Consider the following 20720-nt stretch of genomic DNA (forward strand, 5'->3'; position numbering starts at 1 on the left):
TGTTTACCAGGTTCCCGGTTTTCGGGTACGTGGTTCCCGGATTTCGGGAACCTGGTAAAGCGACTTTTGCGCGGCACAAAAAGCCCCCCCAATTTTCGGTCACTAAAACGAGCCGAGGCCATGAGAGCTAGGTAGCGTAACCACCGTACACTATACTATGAGTAAGCCCAAGTCCGAAGAAAAAACCTACACCTACGTCATTAGTGACGAATCGGTGAATGCGTATGGTTTCCGGGTTTCGACCGCAGGCATTGATATTTCTGCCTTCGAAAAAAATCCGGTTATGCTGTATATGCACATCAGGGGAAAGCTTTACGGGACTTGGGCTAATCTCAGAAAAGAAGACGGTAAACTACTGGCCGATGCAGTATTCGATGAGGAGGATACAGACCCGGAAGTTCAGTCCATTATTGGAAAAGCCAAGCGCGGGGTTCTGAAAGCCGCCAGCGCCGGGCTTGACATCCGGGATGTTGATTATGGTCCTGATGAAATCCGGGTCGCTACCGAATCGATTCTTGAAGAAATCTCCCTGGTGGACATTCCCGGTAATCGCAATGCGATCCGGCTTTATGCCAATGGCTGTCCCCTGGAAGGTGACGATTTGAAAAATCGCATCGCTCAACTATCGGCTCCCAAGCTAACTACGCACGAGTTACAACCAAACACCCCCGTACAAATGGAGTTAAAACGTACAGCGGTCAAACTGGGTTTACCCGAAACCGCCACAGAGTCCGAAGTTGAAGCGGCTCTGGATCAACTTGCCCAGGAGAAGGGCTTTAAGAAAAAGTTCGAAGACCTGGAGGGCCAGATGAAGCTGGCTAGAACGCAGGAGCGTGACCAGCTCATCAATGACGCCATTTCGGACAAGCGGATCACAGCGGATCAGAAGCCTACCTACGAAGCTCTGTTTGATGCCAATCACGAAGCGGCTAAAGTGGCCCTGGCTAAAATCGCCAAACCTGTCGATCTGAATGCCTTTGTGACGGGTAGTGTCACCCTGGCGGCCAGCCTGAGCAAAGAAGACCTGGTAAAGCTCTACGATCAGAAAGATAAGGATGGCTCGATGGCTCGCCTGAAGGCTGAAAATCCGGCTGAATATTCCCGACTGTTTGAGGCCAAATGGAACCGCAAACCGTCTGCCTAGTATAACCATCGAACCGACTGGCTGATGCTGAACCAGGGCTGGAGTCTTCCAGCCCTGGCACCATAACCCGGTTCAGGCTCTTACCCGTACCACTGTAACTATACTTTTTAAATGGCACTTGAAAAAGAAATCTGGCGGACCGACATCGTTAGTAACCTGTATAAGGACAACGATTTCATGAAATACGCCACCATTGCCGATCAATACGTATTGGCTGGTAAAGTTGTTCACATCCCCAACGCCAATTCAGCGTCCGGGGTCGTTAAAAACCGTTCCTCGCTTCCGGCTTCGGTGACCAAGCGGACGGACATCGACGTGACCTATGCACTCGATGAGTACACCACCAACCCGGTTCTGATTCCCAATATCGATGACATTCAACTGTCGTATGATAAGCGTCAGTCGGTTATGCAGGAAGACCGGGCGGCTTTAAACCAACTGGTGGCCGAATGGATGCTTCGTTCCTGGGCACCCACGGTAGCGGCTCAGTATCTCCGCACGACGGGTGCGGCTGTAGTAGGTGCGGCCAATGGCGCAACGGGCAACCGGAAGGGGTTGACCAAAGAAGACGTTCGTAAGGCGCGAACCAAGCTTAACAAACAGAATGCTCCCAAAGATGGCCGGGTGGCGCTGATCCCTTCGGACCAGATGGACTTTCTACTGTCGGATTCGGATTTGCTGAAGCGGGATTATGCGGGTGAAATCGACATGAAGGGCGGAGTGATCTCGCGGCTGTTCGGCTTCGAGCTGTTGGAGCGTTCGACCGTACTGGAGTACGATAACGCGACTACGCCCGTTGTGCAAGACCCTGGCGCGTCTGGTGCAGCGGCCAATAACCAGGCGGCTTTGTTCTGGCATCCCTTTGCTGTAGAACGGGCGCTGGGCACGGTTGATATTTTCTCGCACGAAGGAGCGCCTACCTACTACGGGGATATTCTTTCCTTTCTGTTAATGGCGGGTGGTCGTCAGCGCCGGAATGACGGGGCTGGTATCGTTGCGGTCATTGAAGCGGCCTCGGCTTAGTCTGGATTCCTCTAACGTATAACATAGCCCGTTTGCTGCTCTTCGCGTCACGCAGTAGGGCGGCAAACGGGCTTTTTAACTCAAAACAAACATGGGATTACCTAACGTTTCGATAGAATATCAGAACGGCAATTTGGGGCTGGTGGCGTCGGCGGATGACCGGGTGATAGCTATTGTTTTCAATGGCTACGCGCAGGACTCCCCGCCTTTTGTCGTGTACTCGTACGCGGACTTCCTGGGTAAACGGGCGTTGCTACTTGCGGATATAGGCGCACCGCTCAATGTTTACATTCAGAACGAGGTCGCTGATTTTTACCAGGAGGCCGGGGACGGTCGGGAGCTTTGGATCAAGACCGTAGCCCCAGAAATGACCACGGCACAGATTTTTACCGTGGGCGCCATCGAACAGCTCATGCAACTTTCAGGTGGTCGGATCAATGTTATCGGGGTGTCCCGGAAACTGGAAACGACACCTGGCACGATCACCCGAACGGGCGGCATCGATGCGGACATTGTTGCCGGGCTTGACGAAGCGCAGGCCAAAGCGGTCGCAATGGCTGATCTGCATATGCCATTCCGGGTCATTGTCGATGGTCGTTATGCGGCTGCTGATCTGTCTACCCTGGCTGATCTGAAGGGTATGAGCTACAACCGGGTTGCGGTGTGCATCGGTAGCAAGGGTGGGGCAAGTGGCTCAAATGCCGCCATCGGCCTGGTTATGGGTCGAATCGCTGGCAGTCCGGTGAACCGCAACTTAGGCCGGGTGCGGTCGGGGGCGGTTGGTGTGGATGCCGGATACTTCAGCAACAACACAGCGGTATCGACGTTCGCGCCTGGACAGCTTGACGCCATCCACAATAAGGGGTACATCTTCCTTCGCAAGTTCGCCAACAAAGCGGGCTACTACTGGAACGATGACCACATGGCCTGTCCTGATACGGATGACTATTTCAGTCTGGCAAACGGTCGGACAATTGATAAGGTCGCGCGGTTGGCTTATGCCACGTTCGTGGAAGAATTGGGCGATGAGGTTTTGGTCGATGAGGTTACAGGGAAAATCCTTCCAACGCAGGTGAAGACCTACCAAACCAAAATTGAACGAGCAATTACCCTTCAGATGAAGGCAAGCGGGGAAATTTCAGGTGTGAAGGCGTTTGTTGATCCGGCTCAGGACATCATTGCTACATCAATGCTGGTCATTGACCTTCGGGTAACACCAATGGGCACCAACCGGGCTATCAAAGTGAAACTAGGACTTTATAACCCCAACGCGTAAACATGGCACAACAATTTAATACCAAGCAATATTCGTGGTCACAGGTCGATATTCAGATTGGGAATCGACTGTTGACGGGTGCCCGTGGTCTATCCTACACCTCCAGTCAGGAAAAAGAGCCAGTGTATGGTAAGGGCGATGAGCCGCAAGCCATCCAGCGGGGCAATAAGGCGTATCGGGGTGAACTGATGTTGTTGCAAAGTGAACTGGAGCTTCTGGTTTCCAATGCCCCCAACAAAGACCTCAACGATTATCGTGATCTCAGCTTGGTGGTGGCCTATCGCCAGGAAGACGGAACGGTGGTGACGGATGCCATTGTGGGCGCTGAGTTTACCGAGCTTGAAAAGGCACTTCGCCAAAATGATAAGTTCATGGAAGTGACCTTGCCTTTTCTTTTTCTCAAAGTCCAATACGACATCTAAATGAAAGACTTCCTGATTAAGCTCACCGGGCTGGATGGACTTACCCTAGATCATGTCATGGTTACTTTTTTCAGTCTTATCGGGGCATTGCTTTCGACCAAGAATGATGTTGGAATGCCCTTTTTGGTTCGCGCATTGAATACGCTGGCGGGTTTCGTATTAGCCAGTCTGATTGGCTATATCCTGTTAGAGCGGGCTGTGTTACCGTTTTTGTCGTCTGGAATATCCTATCTGGTTGGAAGCTTCGGCTATCATATTATGAATGTGTTTCTGACGGCTCTGAAAATGGCTGAGATTGATCCATTCTCAACGGCAGGTAAGGTTATTAACCTGATCTGGTCGTGGAAACTTCCATCGTTCAAAAAGTCCAGCAATGATCAATCGTGATATAAAGCTATGCGTCCCACGCTTGCAACAGGCGTGGGCGCATCTGCTGGCTACCTGGACACTGGCCTATCCAAACGGCCCCAAAATCATCCTGGTCGAAACCTACCGTTCGCCAGCGGTGCAACTGGCCTACTACGCTCAGGGACGCCAGCAACTCGCCAGCGTCAACCGCCTTCGGGCTAATGTCGGCCTACCCGCGATTTCGGCGGCTGAGAACAAACGCCGGATCACCAACGCGAAGCCAGGGCAATCGAAACACCAGGTAAGCCCCTCGAAAGCCTTTGACATTGGCTTTACGCTGAATGGGCAAATGGTGTGGGATGAAGTCAACTATAACCGGGCGGCTCAAATCGTTCGGGCGGCTTTCCCGGATGTAATCTGGGGGGCTGATTGGGATGGCGATGGTCAGACGACCGATGAACGGCTGGTAGATCGCCCTCATTTCGAAGTGTAAAAGCCTCGTTAAATAGCATTTAAACACCCTTTTTATAAACTCCCTATGAATACAGATCAAAAACCCCAAACAGCAACGGCTGTCACTCAGGAACACATTGATGCCTGGAAAAAGAAGTATGGCGAAGTCTTTGTTGTCGAAGTAGCCAAAGACCCAATTACGCCCGAAAATATGTTTGACTCCCTCGGCTTTGATAGTGATGCGGATGTAGACATTACGGGCGAAACTCTAATAGGGTATTTACGTAAGCCCAATAAACAAATCAGTTCGATGGCCTATTCGTTCCTGGCTTCGGATGGCTACGTGACCGCTGCCAAAAACATGCTCAAAGCTTGCTGGCTGGGCGGGGATAACGAAATTCTGATGAATGAAGCCAAGCTTCACTTTGCGGCCACGCAAATTTCGGGCTGGATTCAGGTGTACCAGGCGAAAGTAAAAAAGCTTTAGTCGCCATCGGGCCTATCCAGCATGGTAGGTCCGATGGCGACAATTACCGATACATGGCGGCTATGATCCGCCATTTTCTGCACGTCAATCCCTACCAGCTCACCCCAAAAGAGTTTGCCACCCACTGGCGGGAAGCCGAACTATTGATGCTGGAACTAAAACCCTTTGCTGCTGATCGACTATGAACCGGATGTATCGTTTCGCTATTCGCTTAGACGACCTGATGAGTTCGCCACTAGCGCGAATGTCTCGTTACTATTCTTCAACTATGCGGGGGATGGAGCAACAGAGCCGCCGTTTTGGTGGGACATTCGGACGCAATCTGTCAGGCGGGTTTCGTAAGGCGATCCAGACCGTCGATCAGTTGCGCCGGGGTCTATCGGGCTTACCAAGTCGGATTGGTCTGAATGTCGATTACTCAAGCGTTCGTCAGGCCAGGCAGGAAGTCGAGCGGTTACGTGATGCACAAGGGCGGCTTCGGGATAGCCGGGGGCGCTTCGTGGGTGAGGGTGGTAGCTCCAGTGGTGGTGGCTGGCTGAAGGGTTTGGGGTTTGCCGGGTTAGGCATGGGTGGTCTGCTGGGTGGGTATCTGGGCTGGCAGGGCGTGAAAGCGGCCTATGGTCAAACAATCAGCCCCGCAATGGAAATGGAGCGAAACCGCTTCAGTGCTGGGATTATGCTTCATAGCCAGGAACGTTCGTCGGCTCTGGATGCTCAGTATCAAGCCTACGCTAAACAAAACCCGGTATTGGGCTATAAGGATATTCAGTCGGCGGGTACGCAAATGGTGGGCTTAGAGGAGCGATATGATCGGATTATGCCCATCATAAAAACCATGTCCGACGTGGCCGTAGGTTCGCAAAACGAGCTAAAAGATTTGATCCTGATTTTAGGTCAAGTGAAAATGAAGGGCAGGCTTCAGGCCGAGGAAGGGCTTCAATTTGCGGAACGCCGGGTCAATCTCATGCCCTACCTGGCCAAAGCCATAGGCAAGAAACAGACGGACTTACCCGATTTGATGAAAGACGGGAAGATCAGCTATGAGAATGTGCTTCGAGCCTTGAGCATGATGACCGCCAAAGGAGGAGTTTATAATGGGATGTCTGAAAAGGTTGGCGATCAGACTACGTATGGAAAGACACAAAAGCTTTGGGAAGACTTAAGCCTTAGAGCCGCCAACTTAGGCGATAAAATGCTGCCTACCTTAAATAAGCTTTTGGTATGGATGGATGATTTTTTAAGGCGAGCTGAGGGGCCATTTGCCAAAGCCCTCGCCTTTGCTGGCGTTCAGTTGGGTGTGTTTGCCGGGGGTATGAAAGATGTATTTGTGGCCCTGGGTATCATCAGCAAGGAAGGTACAGCGACTGAAGGCGTGATAAAGGTTCTGGCGGGTACGATTGGCGCGTTAGGGGTTGCCGCTAAAATTACGGGCGACTTTCTATCTGGATTTGCGGCCTTTGTCGATCAGGTAATGGGTCTGTTTCGGTCGATTTTTAACTTTCCTCGTGATCCAATCGGAGCATTGACAGGGAAATACTGGAATGGACAGGACTCAGCGCCGGAAGCGGCCAAAGCCGTTGAAACGCCGGAAGAAAAATTTCGTCGTCAAGGTCGGTTGTTTTCCCGAACGCCCGAAAATCCCGATTTTGATCCGGGTTACATGAAGCGCCTGGCGGAATCCAATGCCAAGCTTTCAGAAGGCAACCGGGCGTATGCTCAACAGCAACAGCGACTGGCGAAACTGGACTCCAGGCGTCAGGCCAGGCGTTTGCGACTAGGGGAAAAAGCCGTTGATACAACTGGACTGCTGGGATCGGGAGAACTTCAGACTGCTAAGGGTAAAAAGGGTGCATCCGATTCAGGGCTGGAGGCTACCGTTGCCGGGTCAAAATCCACCAACATCACGATCAATTTAAAAAGCCTGATCGATGGGGGGGTGCATATTCATTCGACAGAACTCAAAGAAGGGGTGGCCGAGGTTCGCGATATGCTGATTGACCACTTTACGCGTGTCATTAACTCCGCAACGGCAATACCATCGTAATGGCTACTACGAATCCAAATACCTTCCAGGTTGGCCAGCTTCAGGCTGATTTTGACGCCACAGCAACGGTTAAATCAACCGGGCAGACGATGCAGTGCCCGGTGCGGATGGGCTTAAAGAAAGACGGGTCAGACCTATGGCTATTTCCCATCGAACCCCTGGTTTCGATTACGGGTGGCAAAACCGTCATTCGTCGCAATATCGCCAAAGCGCAGGGAATGGGAACCGTCAAAGAACAGTGGAACCAGGACGACGATCAGATTACCGTTACGGGTATTTTGATGGGTGACGGTGCCTACCCGGAAGCGGATGTGTCCAGGCTGAAGAGTTTTTTAAAGGTGGGTCAGAGCGTCGTGATCCGGGCGAAGGTGCTGGATGTATGGGGTATCAACCTGATCTGCATAACCAACTATAATATACCTGAAACGCCAGGGCTGGAAAATCAGCGGTTCAGCTTTTCAGGCTACAGTGACCAGTATTTTGACCTCACTTAATTTTTCACTTAATCCCCGTTTAAATCGTCATGACGAAACACATGTTTAAATCACTTTTTTTCTCTGCAATCGGTCTACTTCTATCGACCGCCGTACACACGCAAGCTACTACGCCAATGTTTAAAATGGACTACGAAATCAGCATTGGTAAGGCCAGGCTGAAAGGACTTGAATCCGTAACCGTTGAATCCAGTGTTGATCTGATCTCGGATACCTGCCAGATTACGTTACCCGGAATGGTCTACAATAAAGCGTTTGCCATTGAGGATTCAATCAAGCGTGGGGATGTGGTTACGGTTCGCCTGGGCTATGATGGCAACCTACACACCGAATTTACAGGCTATCTAAAGTCGATTCATCCGAACGCGCCTATGCTGCTGGAGTGCGAAGATTCAGCGTATCTACTCCGTAAACAGATAGCCGATAAGCAATTCAAAAAAGTTACGGTGCCAGATATTCTGAAATACGTACTGACGCAAATCAATCCACAGCTAACCGCTGATCAGCAACTAAAACTAGTTACTGATCTGTCCGGCTACCAGTACGACAAGTTTACTATTGTTCGCTCGAATGGCTACGAGGTGCTGGAGCGCATTAAGTCCGACTTTGGTCCGGCAATCTATTGCCGGGGTCATGAGCTGCATTGTCACCTTACCTACACTGAAAAGCGGGGGAATGTTACGTATGACTTCGCTCGGAATGTGGAGGAGTCCGATGGGCTGGAGTATGTGAAAGCGGAAGATGTAAAGGTGAAAATAAAAGCCATCGGACGGTCTAAGAAGGGGACAAAGGTTGAGGTAGAGGTTGGCGATCCCAAAGGTGATTTGCGGACAATTCAACTACCAACCGTTTCGGATAAAGTTGTTCTGGAGAAACGGGCAAAGGAGCTTTTAAAGACGCTTAGTTATGATGGCTATAAAGGAGCCATTAAAGGATGGTTGATTCCGGTTTGTGAAATTGGTTATTCGGCTAAGGTGGTCGATGTGGATTATCCCGACCGGGCAGGCACCTACTACGTCAATGGCGTGAAGACGGAGTTTTCTGAAAATGGCGGAAGGCGTACGGTTTCGCTGGGTATCAAGGTTCTGACCAAAACCGCATAAAATTTGGTCTGGCCGAATTGAATTAGCTGGAATAGTGCCTGATCGTGCCCGGCTCCTACCGGGCCTATCCGCTTACTGGTTCTCTTTTTTTAGCTCACACCAAATTTTCTATGGATCGTAACGCCAAATTCATTGCTGCTTTAAAGCGGCTTCAGGGTGTAGCGCCTATACAGGTTTGGCCTGCCACTGTCAAGTCGATTCAGGGAACTAACTGTACCGTCGATATTCTGAATACAGACTTGATTGATGTGGATGAAGTAAACCTACGGGCAGACGACGAAGCGACTGAAGGGGTGCTGATCGTGCCTCGTGTCGGTAGTCTGGTTTACGTGGGTGCAGTCGAAAATGCGGTCGATAACCTGTTTGTCTGCCAGGTCAGTGAAGTGGATCGGGTCGAGGTGAAGATTGGTAATTCGCTGGTCACTATCGACAAAGACCAGGTGAAGGCCGTTCGTGATAAGTGTGAACTAACCCTGTCCGATAAGGCCACACTGAAACAGGATCAGACGACGATAGAGCTGTCCAGCGGTAAAGTGAAGATCAACAATTCGGCCACGAGTCTGAAAAGTGTCCTGGACGATTTGACTAGCCTACTTCAAAATTTTACCGTGACGTGCGCGGCTCCCGGATCGCCATCGGCTCCGTTTCCGGCTACGATCACGCAGGTTACCCAGTTGTCTACCAAAATCAATCAACTCCTATCATGACAACCGATATTCTGTTTGATCCGGTTACAGGTGACATTCTGATTCAGGATGGCGAGTTGGTTGTTGGGGATTCGACCCATCAGCACCAGCGGGATATTGTTCTGAGCGATAAGGGGCACTATAAACATGCTCCCCGTACGGGTGTTGGATTGTTCAATTACACCAACGATGTGGAAAATGTAACGGGCCTTAGCTCTACGATTCGCCTGGAGTTGATTGCGGATGGGCAGGATGTTGATACTGTCAAAGTAGAGGAAGGCGGACAAATCACCATCGACGGTTCCTATCCATCATGACCACATTCATTGTCAAAACGCAACAGAGCCTTTTCGACATCGCTACCTATCTGTATGGCGATGTCGAAGGGGTGTTCTGGATTTTAGAAGATAACCCCCAACTGATCGGTCTAACCGACCGGATCAAAGCGGGTGACGTGCTGAACGTTCGGGACCAGGTGATCAATCCGCGTCAGGTCGCTTACCTGCAACAGTTCCCCGAATTTCAGACGATTGAAGAAAGTGATAAACCCGAAGGGATCAATTACTGGCTCCTGGAGGAATACGTTGTTCAATAACCACCGTAATGAGAACGAAAGAAGAAATTCAGGCGGAAATGTCCGCTGTACAGGATCAGTTCCCAACCTTAAAAGGATTGACCAGTACCAGTCAGGTCGGTTTTTTTAAGCTACTGAAGGATATGTGGGCGCTGTTGGTCATGGCCATTGAACAGCGTCAGGACACGTTGATTGCTCAGGTCATGGCGGCAATGGCTGATAGCAAGCTGGGTTCACTAAGCTGGTATGTATCGCAGCTCAAAGCATTCCAGTTTGGCGATGCCGTGACGGTCTACGAGGGGGCAAGAATCGGTTATGCGACTGTTAATCCCGATAAGCAGATCATCAAACAGGCAACCGTGACCGAGCAACCGGACGGGCGATTGTTGGCGAAAGTGGCGAAGTCGGTCAGTGGCGTTCTGGTGCCCCTGGCCACGGTCGAACTAACGGCCCTGATCGAATACGTCAGGCAGGTCAAATATGCAGGTGTGATTGTCGATGTGATCTCACTACCTGCCGATGAACTCAGGCTGGAAGTCACGGTCAAGTATGATCGTTTGGTGTTGAATGGTAGTGGTCAACTGCTGACCGACATAACCAAGTATCCCGTTCGGGATGCCATCATAGCGTATTTACAGGCGTTGCCTTTTGACTCGAAAATCAACTGGACCGCTTTAACGGATAGCCTTCAGCAATTGCCCGGTGTGGCTGACTTCAATGTTACCAGAACCTTCATTCGGGCGGCTGGTACGACAGCCTGGACGGAGTTTGCCAGGGAGACAACGAGTAGAGCCGGGTACATGGCCTTGAACCTCAACGAAAGCGTTATCACCTATGTTTGATCTGGTCGCCTTTATCGCGCAATTATTGCCCCCCTATAAGCGTACCACGACCAACAAAGGGTTCGTGCAAATCCTGTTTGCGCCGATTGGAACGCTCCTGCTGGCTATCGAAGCGTTGCGGGTTAAGCTCCTGATCGAAGCCCGTTCCACGGGTCAGGTCTTAATCCTTCAGGAGCTTTGCAACCGGGTGGCTTTCGGGGCGGCTGTGGATCGTATCTATTTGCTGGATGGCAACACGACGGTAGATTTTCAGGTGGTCATTCCGCCTGGTCTATCGGAATCGGTTGTGTCGAATATCCGGGGGGTGCTGGATGCCCACAAGCAAGCCGGAAAACGCTACACGATTCAGGTTGATGCGGATTATGATGTGATCACCACTCCGCTGGCCTGGGAACCGGGTTACCCTACCTTATCGAGTACAAAACTAACCTGGGCAGTCGATCAGTCGGGTAGTTTCCATACGGTTGTCGTTGCGGACGGGGAAACGGTCATTGATCAGTCGTTTAACTACCTGGATGGGGTGCCCTTAGAGTACGCCAATAACACCGCTACTAATGTCAGTATTACGGTCGGTCCTGTATCGGCTACACTGACGCGGAACGTTGCTAGTGGTGTCATTAACCGGATCGGGTACCTGCGAAGTGGGAACCTGGTTATGATCCTGCCGAATGTCGATTTAGGCACGGTCGAAGTGAAGCTGGTTGGTATCAATGGAACGAATTTCAGCGACTCCTATCAGGATGCGAGTGTGGCCAATAATACCGTGTCGGGCGTGACCTATAACCGCCAGCGGGTTTACCCTACAGTGCCAAACGGTCAGTACCGGGCTTATGCCCGGATCAAAGGCCAAACGCAGGAAACGACGGTGGATATAACCTGGGCGGGGGCCAATCAGCCGCCGATTGTCAGCTATCAATTGCCGGATGTATCGGGTAAAGTTGGGGTGCCATTTTCGACCACGTTCCCCCTGAATACGTTCACTGATCCAGACGGAACGATAGCCAGTATTGCGGTGTCGGGCTACCCCTCACCACTAGGCTACACGTCCGGTAGCCGAACGCTGGCGGGTACACCCACGACAGCCGGAACGTACACCGTGTACGTGACCGCAACCGATAACCAGGGCGCTACCGTTCAGGACTCGTTTGTGCTAACCATCGCTGCTGCCGATGCACCGGACCCGATTCCATCAGGCACCGGAACGTCCAATGTCGTCTATTACAATTCCAACGTACTGAAGTGTGAAGTACAATGGAGCAATGGCAAGGCGCGGGTCGTAGACACGTCGGGCTATGTCGTGCCCAGTGGCAAGAACGTCTATTACTTCTTGTCGGGTTCGCCCTATGTCAATAGCCTATCGACCGACTACGAATACTTGCCGGGTCAGACACTCACCGTCTGGAAGGTCGTAGCCGTTTCGCCGGATCGGTTCGCTAATGCCTTTGTCGCTACTGGTTTTAATATCATCTATTTTGGACAGCCTGAATAATGGGAAAAGCAACTAAACCACCCTGGCTTGATCAGAGTAATCAATGGCTTTGTACCGGGCAGAAGAACGCGCCAAACTTCACCTTGCCCGATGGTCGGATTCATACCGCCATCAACCGCCGAAATGATCAGGCCAGCATCAGTATCATTGGTAAAGCGAGTATCGATGCGGTCATGGATACAAGTATCAATCCAGACTGGCTTCGTTATGAGTGGACGCATGCCGAACAGTGCAGTTTGATTGGAAAGCCTGCCAATACATCGCCTGATGCGTATGCCGTGAAAGGGTATTCCGAAGACGACATGAAGCGGATCGCTGGAACGTATCCATTGACCAAAATTGGCGCGAATGAGTTCGGAGAAGGCTTTTGGGGAATGCCCTTTTGGGCGCCGGAGAAAGCTTTTCTTCTCAAAGCGCGTCAGTCGATGCGAAAAGCTGCTAATAAGCCCGGATTCGATGGGGGCACCTATGGCGGATTTGAAAATTTTAACGGTGATCCCTGGTTATACGCTACCGATGGAAATCCGAATGTTTTGCCCAACGATCAACGCTTCAAGTCAAAGCTTCAGAGTGTAGCCAATGCACGGGCTTCCTGTGCGTATTTCTCCCTGTTTGAGCAGTATGATGTTGGGGCGATCATTAAAAATTACGCGGATACCCTGGACTATGCACCCGATTTTTACCGCAAGATGTACGCGGCTTTGGTCATGGGGAAAGGCATGGGCAAAGTGGGTGGTATTGGTCCTGGCTTTTTGGGATATCTGGACTGGCCGAAAATCGAAGGCTTGGGTGTGAGTCCTGGCGAAATCACGTTAGGTCAGAAACCCGAACGTTACACCCCAAATGGCACCAAAGTTACATCAGCCGATTACGTGCATACACAAGTCGAATACGAATGGCTGGTCATGTGCCGACTCATGATTGGGTTCTGTATGTGCAATGGGTTGATGCCATTCGATGAGCGTAGTCCGGTATGGGGTACTGATCCAACATCGACCAGTCAGCTAGGGTATCCGACCGAACCCCAACGCTGGCATGACAGTGGGTACGAGGCTGCCTATTTTTACTGGCTTTGTCGGAATACTGAAGGCGTGTCCTGGCGGGAATGTCGCTGGCGGTTTGAAGATTCGGAAAACTGGATCGAGCCAACCAGCGATTACACGGGTATTCTGGAAGCGGCCAGCGCCTTCGGTGGTCCCTATGCCCTGGCGAATGGTGGCAATAAGCGTCGGGGGCGTCCCTATGTGCTTTGCCGGAATAAAGGCGCGTATGTGGACGTGATTGCCGGGGATGCCAGTCAGGGCATCAATAAATCCAGCACTATCATTCTTAATCCGGTGCCTAACGTAATGATCCGTACTGTATTGCCCGGATGTACCGCACAGACTTTTAACGAAACCATCTAATGAAACTATCCAAATCCGATCTTCGCGCCCTGTTTGTAATTGGCAAGAAACTGTCACAGGAAGACTTCTGGGCAATTATCGACAGCCTGGTTCACCTGGACGATCAGGAGGCCGTAGACTCGCAGGTGGTCAATACGCGGATTGCCGCCTATGACACAGCCCTGAAAGCGTCGAACGTGGACGGGGTTTGCTCAACGCTGGGCGATGTCTTCAGTATTTTGACGGGGTACAGCGATCTACGCCGGATCAATGATGAATTGAAATGGACAGGGATTCCGGGTCGTCCTACGCAGATCAATTTAACCTGGACTGAGCAGACGATCACGACCGATAGTAGCGCCTATAACCCATTAGGGTCCACGGGCACCGCTGGCGCGGGTCCATCACAACGTTGGTTACTGTCCACCGTTGGCGGGTTGTCAGGCTCTTATCTGGTGGTCGATGTTAAAACGGATCGTCACTGGATCACCACTGGCCCGGAACTGGGCTATTATGTCGATTCGATTATTGCCGTGAAAGTGGCTATCACCCCTAAAACCGTACTGTAATGAAGTGTAGACTAATCGTCAACCGCAATGGCCTGCTTTCCGCCTGTCCCACCGAGGCCGATTTTGAAGCGGGTAACTTCCATACTGATCCTACCCGCTTCGTGGTCGAACCTGTCAGTGTGGTTCCCGAAACCTTCCGCCATTTATGGGCGAATCGGGATAACGCCTTTATCCTTCACCCTGATCTACCCGCCAGAACCGAACACCCGGAACGGGTCTGGTACCAGATCAAAGATGGCTATCTCGTCAAGGTGAAGAACAAGAAAACCACCGTTTAAGCTGTATTTAAACAGCATTTAAAAAAGATCGTCCTTTCTGTGCAGGTTAACAGAGCCTACCGTCATGTTGTACAAGAATCCAGAAGTAAAACCCACCATCGGACGAATAGTCCATTATGTGCCTTTTGAAAATTCCATCGAAGCGTCTAATCATGCCAAAGAGGTTCCGGCTATTGTGGTAGCTGCCTGGGGCGAAGGGGCGCTGGTTAACCTGAAAGTATTTACCGATGGTATTTATGATACCTGGCGGCCATCAACTCGCTATAGCGAAGAAAAAGAGCCAGGTACATGGCACTGGCCGGAAAGAGAATAATAGGGAGTTAATAAGCAAAAGGCGTCTTGATTCAGGACGCCTTTCTTTGTTTTTAAGCCTTTATACCCTATTTGGCTTGCTTAAGCAGGGTTGAAAAAAGATCGTTGATCCTGACAAATGATAGTCGATCAGGTGGCAAAAATTCGGTTTTGAGTGAATTTTTAGGCTTGTTTTTTTAGCCGTTCTTCACAGAGTCGATCTCTGTCTAAACATTTGATTAGGCGCTCTTTCATTAATTCAAGCGATGATGCCGATAAAAAGCGAGTGCGCTTTGACTCGTGACCATATCTTTCTGGTAATTCAAATTTTAAGGTGTACCAAATCCCCGTTTCCACTCTTGGGCGGCTATCAACTGTTAGGGTAAAGTAATCGCAGTTGAACCACTTTGTCAGGACCGATAATAGTGATGAAAGCGGCATATCCTCCCATTTTAGGAGTTTATTTACTGTACTACTGCTTGGAAGTGGTGGAAGGTCAGCCATGATTAACGGGGTGAAATGATGAAGCGAATATATTCATTCTAAGCTCTTTTAGGGTATTTCTCTTGTTTAAGCAGAGCAAAAAAAAAGATCGTCAAACCTTGCTGACGATCTCGAACGTGGTGGCAAAAAGTCGATTTTGGGCTAATTTTCAGACTACATTTCCAGTCCGAATAGATCAATAATTGCTTGGGCGGTGTCTTGATCTTTAGGTGTTTTAATGTGCGTCAGGTCTATATCGTCTGAAAATAGACTTGTAGTCACTATCAAAACTGATGAATTAGGCTTCAAAAATATATGACATCTTAGTTTCTCATTGGCCCACTCAAAGGTCGAGACTATATCGCAAGACGATATTCTAAGTTGTTTAAGGAGCTTTTTGCCATTTTTGGCCTGTGACTTGTTGAAGCCTTTTTTTGATAGCCAGTCTGGGAAGTCAAACATGATTGGAAAGTTGGTTTATCTCGTTTAAGTACAATTAAGGCAAAACCCAAATCTTCACATTTGGAAATGTAGAAATTCACTTTTCGAAATGTGATTAATAAATGCCCCCTGTGCCGTGTTAAGAAACTTGGCTTTATCGGGTATCGTCCGTTTTCGATAACCTTCGGCAATATTCCCAGGAACTGAAACAGCACTTCGTCGCAACTGGGAAGTCAGCCTGAACAATTCTTCCTTCGGAAAATGTTTGGTCAGCTTATAGATTTTCAAGACAAATCGCTGAGCCTTTTGCCAGACAATGAGTTCCTTAAAATGTCGTGTTTTCTCCATTTGAAAGATGTTTACAAGGTGGGTATTTGATTTATATGCGTCAGCCTACGTGGCCGATAACTTCTAATACTCGCTCCTTGCTCCTAATACTATCAAACAGTGACAGCCCCCATTTTCTCCGTAATTTTCGTAAAGTACACATCCTCCAGGTCGGGAGTTACGGGGGTGAACCCGTCAAGGGGAACTTCACTATAGGCATGCAGCCGCGTTTTGCCACCTTTCAATTGTGTGGAGATAATTTGATGCGTCTGGCGATAGGTATCAATCTCTGATTTCTCGACGGATTTCTGCCAGACCTTGCCATTCAGTTGAGTCACCAGATCGTTCGGATTACCCGTAGCAACAACTTCTCCCAGACAAATGATGGCCATGTCGGAGCAGAGGTTCGTCACATCTTCTACAATGTGCGTCGACAGAATGACAATAGTATTCTCGCCAATTTCCGATAGCAGGTTATGAAAACGGTTGCGCTCGGCAGGATCAAGACCGGCAGTTGGTTCATCAACAATAATCAGGCGGGGGCTACCGATCAGGGCCTGAGCAATGCCAAAGCGCTGTTTCATACCACCCGAATACGTTCCTAGATTTTTCTTCCGCACCTCATACAAATTCACTTTTTGAAGCAGACCCTGTACAATCTCTTTTCGCTCTCTGCTGTTCGCAATGCCTTTCAGCGTAGCAATATGATCGAGCATGGCCTCGGCGGTTACGCGAGGATATACGCCAAACTCCTGCGGTAAGTAGCCCAGCAATCGCCGAACAGCGTCTTTCTGGGTCAGTATATCCAGGTCTCCTTCGGGAAGTCCTGTCAACTGGGCACTTCCGCCATCGGCTTCCTGAAGGGTAGCAATTGTTCGCATGAGCGATGACTTACCGGCACCATTAGGGCCTAATAAGCCAAACATACCCTGTGGAATGGTCAGCGAAACGCCTTTCAACGCCCGAACACCATTTGAATAAGTTTTGGAGAGGTCTTTAATTTCGAGTTGCATATAGGAAGCGGAAGACTATTTGGTTGAAGGGAATAGGAGCAAATATGTTGAAAGTCTGTGAATATCAAACCCAAACTTTTGCCGAAGGCATGAATTTGATTTGAAAGGCATAAAAAAAGCGCTTCAACCACTTGAAGCGCCATACATTCAGATGACTATCAACTACCCCTTCGGGCGTTTATAGAGGGGAACAGTGCTGCATGGTTCACCAAACAACAGGCTCTGAACGACCGGGCGCAACACGCGGGTCAGTTCAACATAAGCGGCTGTGGGAACGGGCACTTTTGAGCATCCTTTTACCACCACCCGCGCATCCCGATACACTTCAGGATTAATGCGCGCAATAGCATCGAAATACAGTTTTTCTTCCAAATCAGTCAGAGAGCCGAAAACAATGGCATGGGCATAAGGCTGTAATTGCAGTGTCAACAGCATATAGGCCCAGGTAGGAATGATTGCCTCTTCGGTGCAGGTGATGGCCACGTTTTTACCCGCGTACTGGCTCCAGTCGTGCTCTTTCAGAAAGGCGCGAAAATCCTTCTCTTTCAGGATAAGCCCCATGAATAGATTATCTTTCAGATCATAGACAATCCGTTCGCCAGGGTGATAATAGTCTTCCAGATCGAGCGTGATCAGCCCGCTATTGGCAACGCGATTTACAATTTCAGCTTCCATCCTTTCCAATGATTGAATGATTGAATTGATGAATGATTGAATAACTGATATAGCCCTTTCTGCCGGATGGCATTCGATCTTTCACTCATTCACTCTTTCGTTCATTATAACGGTTATTTAACGCCTAAAGGTTCTGCAAAAACATACACAGGCTGTCGGCTTTTTTCGTACTTTTGCTTTTATATATCACTAGAAACCGCCTTAGACACCTGGCCTATGAAATTTATAGTTTCCTCGTCTGTCCTGCTAAAAAACCTTCAGCATATTAACGGCGTTGTGGCCACCAATCCTATTGTTCCGATCCTCGAAAATTTTCTGTTTCGCATTGAGGATGGGACGCTTACGGTAACCGCTTCGGATTTGCAAACGACCATGACGACTCAGATTCCGGTTGAATCGAGCGAGAACGGGTCAATTGCAATTCCCGCCAAATTATTGCTTGATACCCTCCGCAGCCTGCCCGAACAGCCGGTTACGATTAATATAGATACGGATACGTTTGGTACCGAAATCCTGACCGATAACGGCCGCTATAAACTGTCGGGCGAAAACCCGATCGACTTCCCCAAACTGCCGACAGTCAACAAAAATATGTCGGTCGAAATGCCTTCGGATGTCTTGCTGGGCGCTATCAACAACACGGTTTTTGCGACCAGTACCGACGACCTTCGCCCGGCCATGACCGGGGTGCTGTTACAACTCACCAGCGAGAATGCTACGTTCGTAGCTACCGATGGACACCGGCTTATCCGTTACCGCCGGACCGACCTCAGCGCGTCGGGCAGTACGTCGATTATTATTCCCCGTAAAGCCCTGCAACTGCTGAAAGCCTCGTTGCCTGAGAACACGCCCCTTACGGCTGAGTTCAGCCAGTCGAATGCGGCCTTTACGTTTGGAGCAACCAAACTGATCTGCCGCCTGATCGATGAACGGTTCCCTGATTACGAAAACGCTATCCCGACCAACAATCCGAATGTGATGACCATCGGGCGTACCGATCTGCTGAACTCGCTCAAGCGGATTATGATCTATGCCAACCGTACTACACACCAGATTCGGCTGTCGCTCAAGTCGAACTCGCTGACCATCTCGGCTGAGGATCTGGACTACTCCAACGAAGCAAACGAAAAGCTCCTCTGCGAATACGATGGCGATCCGATGGAAATTGGCTTCAATGCCAAACTGCTGTCGGAAGTACTGAGCAACCTCAGCGCGAAAATGATCTCGCTGGAGATGTCGGCCCCGAACCGCGCCGGCCTGCTGATTCCAGCCGATAAAGAAGAGAATGAAGACATCCTGATGCTGGTGATGCCCGTGATGTTGAATACATACGCCTAATTTTTAAGGAGTTAGGAGCGAGGAGTCAGGAGTGAGAATAGTGGACGCAAAAGATTGCTGCCGAATGGATTCTCACTCCTAACTCCTCGCTCCTAACTCTTTTATAGTTTCATGAAAAAGCGCACCGCACCTGCACTGATTTTTATTTTTATCACGTTGCTGATCGATGTGACGGGTCTGGGGATTATTATTCCCGTTTTTCCGAAACTGATTGAGCAGCTCATTCATGGTAATATCAGTCAGGCGGCAAGCTGGGGGGGCTGGCTGACATTTTCTTACGCAGCCATGCAGTTCCTGTTTTCCCCTATTCTGGGCGGATTGAGCGACCGCTATGGACGTCGGCCTGTCCTGCTGTTCTCACTGCTCGGTTTTGGCTTAGATTATGTGCTTCAGGGATTCGCGCCCAGCATTGGCTGGCTGTTTGTGGGACGGATTCTGGCTGGTATTACAGGGGCAAGCTTTACAACCGCTACAGCCTACATTGCCGACGTGAGCCCCCCGGAAAAGCGGGCGCAGAACTTCGGGCTAGTAGGAGCGGCCTTTGGTGTGGGGTTCATTCTCGGCCCAGCGGTTGGCGGCTTTTTAGGGCAATATGGCCCACGTGTTCCCTTTTTTGTGGCGGCTGGCCTTACCATGATTAATTTCCTGTATGGCCTGCTCATCTTGCCCGAATCGCTTGACGAAGCTCACCGCCGTCCCTTCGACTGGAAACGCGCCAATCCCGTAGGCTCACTGATGCGGCTAGGTAAGTACCCGGTCATTCTGGGACTTGTTGCGTCGCTGGTTTTGATCTATATAGCCGGTTTTGCCGTACAGGGCACATGGACGTTCTATACGATGGAGAAATTCAAGTGGGACGAAAAAACAGTCGGTCTATCATTAGCGACTATTGGCCTCTCATTTGCGATTGTGCAGGGTGGCCTAACCCGAATCATCATTCCTAAACTGGGTCAACAGCGGTCGGTATACGTCGGGCTGATGTTCAGCGCCATTGGTTTCCTGCTGTTTGCATTAGCCACACAAAGCTGGATGATGTTCGCATTCATGGCTGTTTATGCGATGGGCGGCATTGCAGGGCCATCGGTTCAGGGCATTATTTCTACGCAGGTTCCGGCGAATGAGCAGGGAGAGCTACAGGGCGCGTTAACCAGTCTGACCAGTACGACATCGATTTTCGGGCCGCTGATTATGACCAACCTGTTTTCGTACTTTACGTCGCCCAAGGCACCTATCTATCTGCCCGGTGCACCATATTTTTTAGGCTCTTTACTGGTCATTATCAGCGCGTTTCTGGCCCGCCGTGGCTTCAAGCGGAACATGGTTGCTGAGTCAAATCCAACCCAGCCAGCCAAGCCCGAAACTGACGATATTGCACGCGAAACCGACCAGCAGACTATAACGCCAGGAGGTCTTCCATAACGAGCGTATCCAAAAACTTTCTACCAACGATACTACCCCTTCGAGCAGGAAAATATTTCCGCCAAACGTATACCAGTAATAAACCAAAAACGGCCAGGTCGAAGCACTGATTAGTA

At 50.1% G+C, this 20720-nt stretch carries 26 protein-coding genes; 22 read left to right on the forward strand and 4 right to left on the reverse strand.

Annotated features, from left to right (window positions below; translation table 11 throughout):
* Positions 1 to 157 precede the first annotated feature (157 nt).
* The 20 genes from B5M13_RS28930 (at position 158) to B5M13_RS29020 (ending at position 14930) form a co-directional block, all read left to right on the forward strand.
* Positions 158 to 1144, forward strand: a complete 987-nt coding sequence (locus B5M13_RS28930; RefSeq protein ID WP_080058973.1) for a hypothetical protein — start codon at positions 158 to 160, stop codon at positions 1142 to 1144.
* 111 nt (positions 1145 to 1255) lie between these two features.
* The gene (locus B5M13_RS28935) at positions 1256 to 2167 is read left to right on the forward strand and encodes a phage capsid protein (RefSeq protein WP_080058974.1); all 912 of its coding nucleotides are present in this window, start codon (positions 1256 to 1258) and stop codon (positions 2165 to 2167) included.
* A gap of 91 nt (positions 2168 to 2258) precedes the next feature.
* On the forward strand, positions 2259 to 3443 hold the full coding sequence (locus B5M13_RS28940; protein WP_080058975.1) for a DUF2586 family protein: 1185 nt from the start codon (positions 2259 to 2261) through the stop codon (positions 3441 to 3443).
* Positions 3444 to 3445: 2 nt separating this feature from the next.
* The gene (locus B5M13_RS28945; protein WP_080058976.1) at positions 3446 to 3865 is read left to right on the forward strand and encodes a hypothetical protein; all 420 of its coding nucleotides are present in this window, start codon (positions 3446 to 3448) and stop codon (positions 3863 to 3865) included.
* Positions 3866 to 4252, forward strand: a complete 387-nt coding sequence (locus B5M13_RS28950; RefSeq protein ID WP_080058977.1) for a hypothetical protein — start codon at positions 3866 to 3868, stop codon at positions 4250 to 4252. It abuts the gene before it with no gap.
* The gene (locus B5M13_RS28955; protein WP_080058978.1) at positions 4239 to 4706 is read left to right on the forward strand and encodes a M15 family metallopeptidase; all 468 of its coding nucleotides are present in this window, start codon (positions 4239 to 4241) and stop codon (positions 4704 to 4706) included. Before B5M13_RS28950 ends, B5M13_RS28955 begins: the two co-directional genes overlap by 14 nt.
* Positions 4707 to 4751: 45 nt before the next feature.
* Positions 4752 to 5153, forward strand: a complete 402-nt coding sequence (locus B5M13_RS28960) for a hypothetical protein (protein ID WP_080058979.1) — start codon at positions 4752 to 4754, stop codon at positions 5151 to 5153.
* A 62-nt stretch (positions 5154 to 5215) separates the two neighbouring features.
* Entirely contained in the window at positions 5216 to 5338 is a 123-nt protein-coding gene (locus tag B5M13_RS34480; RefSeq protein WP_262508060.1) for a hypothetical protein, read from the forward strand.
* A 59-nt stretch (positions 5339 to 5397) separates the two neighbouring features.
* Positions 5398 to 7197: a tape measure protein gene (locus B5M13_RS28965; protein WP_155297347.1), complete on the forward strand. Its 1800-nt coding sequence runs from the start codon at positions 5398 to 5400 to the stop codon at positions 7195 to 7197.
* Entirely contained in the window at positions 7197 to 7691 is a 495-nt protein-coding gene (locus B5M13_RS28970; protein ID WP_080058981.1) for a DUF6046 domain-containing protein, read from the forward strand. Before B5M13_RS28965 ends, B5M13_RS28970 begins: the two co-directional genes overlap by 1 nt.
* A 41-nt stretch (positions 7692 to 7732) precedes the next feature.
* On the forward strand, positions 7733 to 8794 hold the full coding sequence (locus B5M13_RS28975) for a hypothetical protein (protein ID WP_155297348.1): 1062 nt from the start codon (positions 7733 to 7735) through the stop codon (positions 8792 to 8794).
* 110 nt (positions 8795 to 8904) lie between these two features.
* Positions 8905 to 9501, forward strand: coding sequence for a hypothetical protein (locus tag B5M13_RS28980; protein ID WP_080058983.1), 597 nt, complete (start codon positions 8905 to 8907; stop codon positions 9499 to 9501).
* The gene (locus tag B5M13_RS28985) at positions 9498 to 9797 is read left to right on the forward strand and encodes a hypothetical protein (protein ID WP_080058984.1); all 300 of its coding nucleotides are present in this window, start codon (positions 9498 to 9500) and stop codon (positions 9795 to 9797) included. Before B5M13_RS28980 ends, B5M13_RS28985 begins: the two co-directional genes overlap by 4 nt.
* A complete protein-coding gene (locus B5M13_RS28990; RefSeq protein ID WP_080058985.1) occupies positions 9794 to 10075 on the forward strand; it encodes a hypothetical protein in 282 nt (93 codons plus the stop codon). The genes B5M13_RS28985 and B5M13_RS28990 overlap by 4 nt, the downstream gene beginning before the upstream one ends.
* A gap of 8 nt (positions 10076 to 10083) precedes the next feature.
* Positions 10084 to 10896 carry a hypothetical protein gene (locus tag B5M13_RS28995; protein ID WP_080058986.1) on the forward strand — a complete coding sequence of 271 codons (813 nt, stop codon included), beginning with the start codon at positions 10084 to 10086 and terminating at the stop codon, positions 10894 to 10896.
* Positions 10889 to 12385, forward strand: a complete 1497-nt coding sequence (locus B5M13_RS29000; protein ID WP_080058987.1) for a putative Ig domain-containing protein — start codon at positions 10889 to 10891, stop codon at positions 12383 to 12385. The genes B5M13_RS28995 and B5M13_RS29000 overlap by 8 nt, the downstream gene beginning before the upstream one ends.
* Positions 12385 to 13791: a hypothetical protein gene (locus B5M13_RS29005; protein WP_080058988.1), complete on the forward strand. Its 1407-nt coding sequence runs from the start codon at positions 12385 to 12387 to the stop codon at positions 13789 to 13791. Before B5M13_RS29000 ends, B5M13_RS29005 begins: the two co-directional genes overlap by 1 nt.
* Positions 13791 to 14339, forward strand: coding sequence for a hypothetical protein (locus tag B5M13_RS29010; RefSeq protein ID WP_080058989.1), 549 nt, complete (start codon positions 13791 to 13793; stop codon positions 14337 to 14339). Before B5M13_RS29005 ends, B5M13_RS29010 begins: the two co-directional genes overlap by 1 nt.
* Positions 14339 to 14617 carry a hypothetical protein gene (locus tag B5M13_RS29015; RefSeq protein ID WP_080058990.1) on the forward strand — a complete coding sequence of 93 codons (279 nt, stop codon included), beginning with the start codon at positions 14339 to 14341 and terminating at the stop codon, positions 14615 to 14617. Before B5M13_RS29010 ends, B5M13_RS29015 begins: the two co-directional genes overlap by 1 nt.
* 64 nt (positions 14618 to 14681) lie before the next feature.
* Positions 14682 to 14930, forward strand: coding sequence for a hypothetical protein (locus B5M13_RS29020; RefSeq protein WP_080058991.1), 249 nt, complete (start codon positions 14682 to 14684; stop codon positions 14928 to 14930).
* A gap of 161 nt (positions 14931 to 15091) precedes the next feature.
* On the opposite strand, the gene B5M13_RS33630 is transcribed toward B5M13_RS29020, so the two are convergent.
* From B5M13_RS33630 to B5M13_RS29040, 4 genes are all read right to left on the reverse strand, one after another.
* Positions 15092 to 15412 carry a hypothetical protein gene (locus B5M13_RS33630; RefSeq protein WP_155297349.1) on the reverse strand — a complete coding sequence of 107 codons (321 nt, stop codon included), beginning with the start codon at positions 15410 to 15412 and terminating at the stop codon, positions 15092 to 15094.
* 495 nt (positions 15413 to 15907) lie between these two features.
* Entirely contained in the window at positions 15908 to 16180 is a 273-nt protein-coding gene (locus B5M13_RS29030) for a four helix bundle protein (RefSeq protein ID WP_080058993.1), read from the reverse strand.
* 92 nt (positions 16181 to 16272) lie between these two features.
* Complete coding sequence (locus tag B5M13_RS29035; protein ID WP_080058994.1) at positions 16273 to 17172, reverse strand: ABC transporter ATP-binding protein; 900 nt, start codon at positions 17170 to 17172, stop codon at positions 16273 to 16275.
* Positions 17173 to 17334: 162 nt separating this feature from the next.
* Positions 17335 to 17847: a DUF2480 family protein gene (locus tag B5M13_RS29040; protein ID WP_080058995.1), complete on the reverse strand. Its 513-nt coding sequence runs from the start codon at positions 17845 to 17847 to the stop codon at positions 17335 to 17337.
* Between the two features lie 216 nt (positions 17848 to 18063).
* On the opposite strand from B5M13_RS29040, the gene dnaN reads away from it, so the two are divergent.
* Positions 18064 to 19185, forward strand: coding sequence for a DNA polymerase III subunit beta (gene dnaN / locus B5M13_RS29045; protein ID WP_080058996.1), 1122 nt, complete (start codon positions 18064 to 18066; stop codon positions 19183 to 19185).
* A 111-nt stretch (positions 19186 to 19296) separates the two neighbouring features.
* Positions 19297 to 20604, forward strand: a complete 1308-nt coding sequence (locus B5M13_RS29050; protein WP_080058997.1) for a TCR/Tet family MFS transporter — start codon at positions 19297 to 19299, stop codon at positions 20602 to 20604.
* The last annotated feature ends 116 nt before the right edge of the window (positions 20605 to 20720 follow it).

It is taken from the genome of Spirosoma aerolatum, from assembly GCF_002056795.1.
In the GTDB taxonomy this organism is placed as follows: Bacteria; Bacteroidota; Bacteroidia; order Cytophagales; family Spirosomataceae; genus Spirosoma; species Spirosoma aerolatum.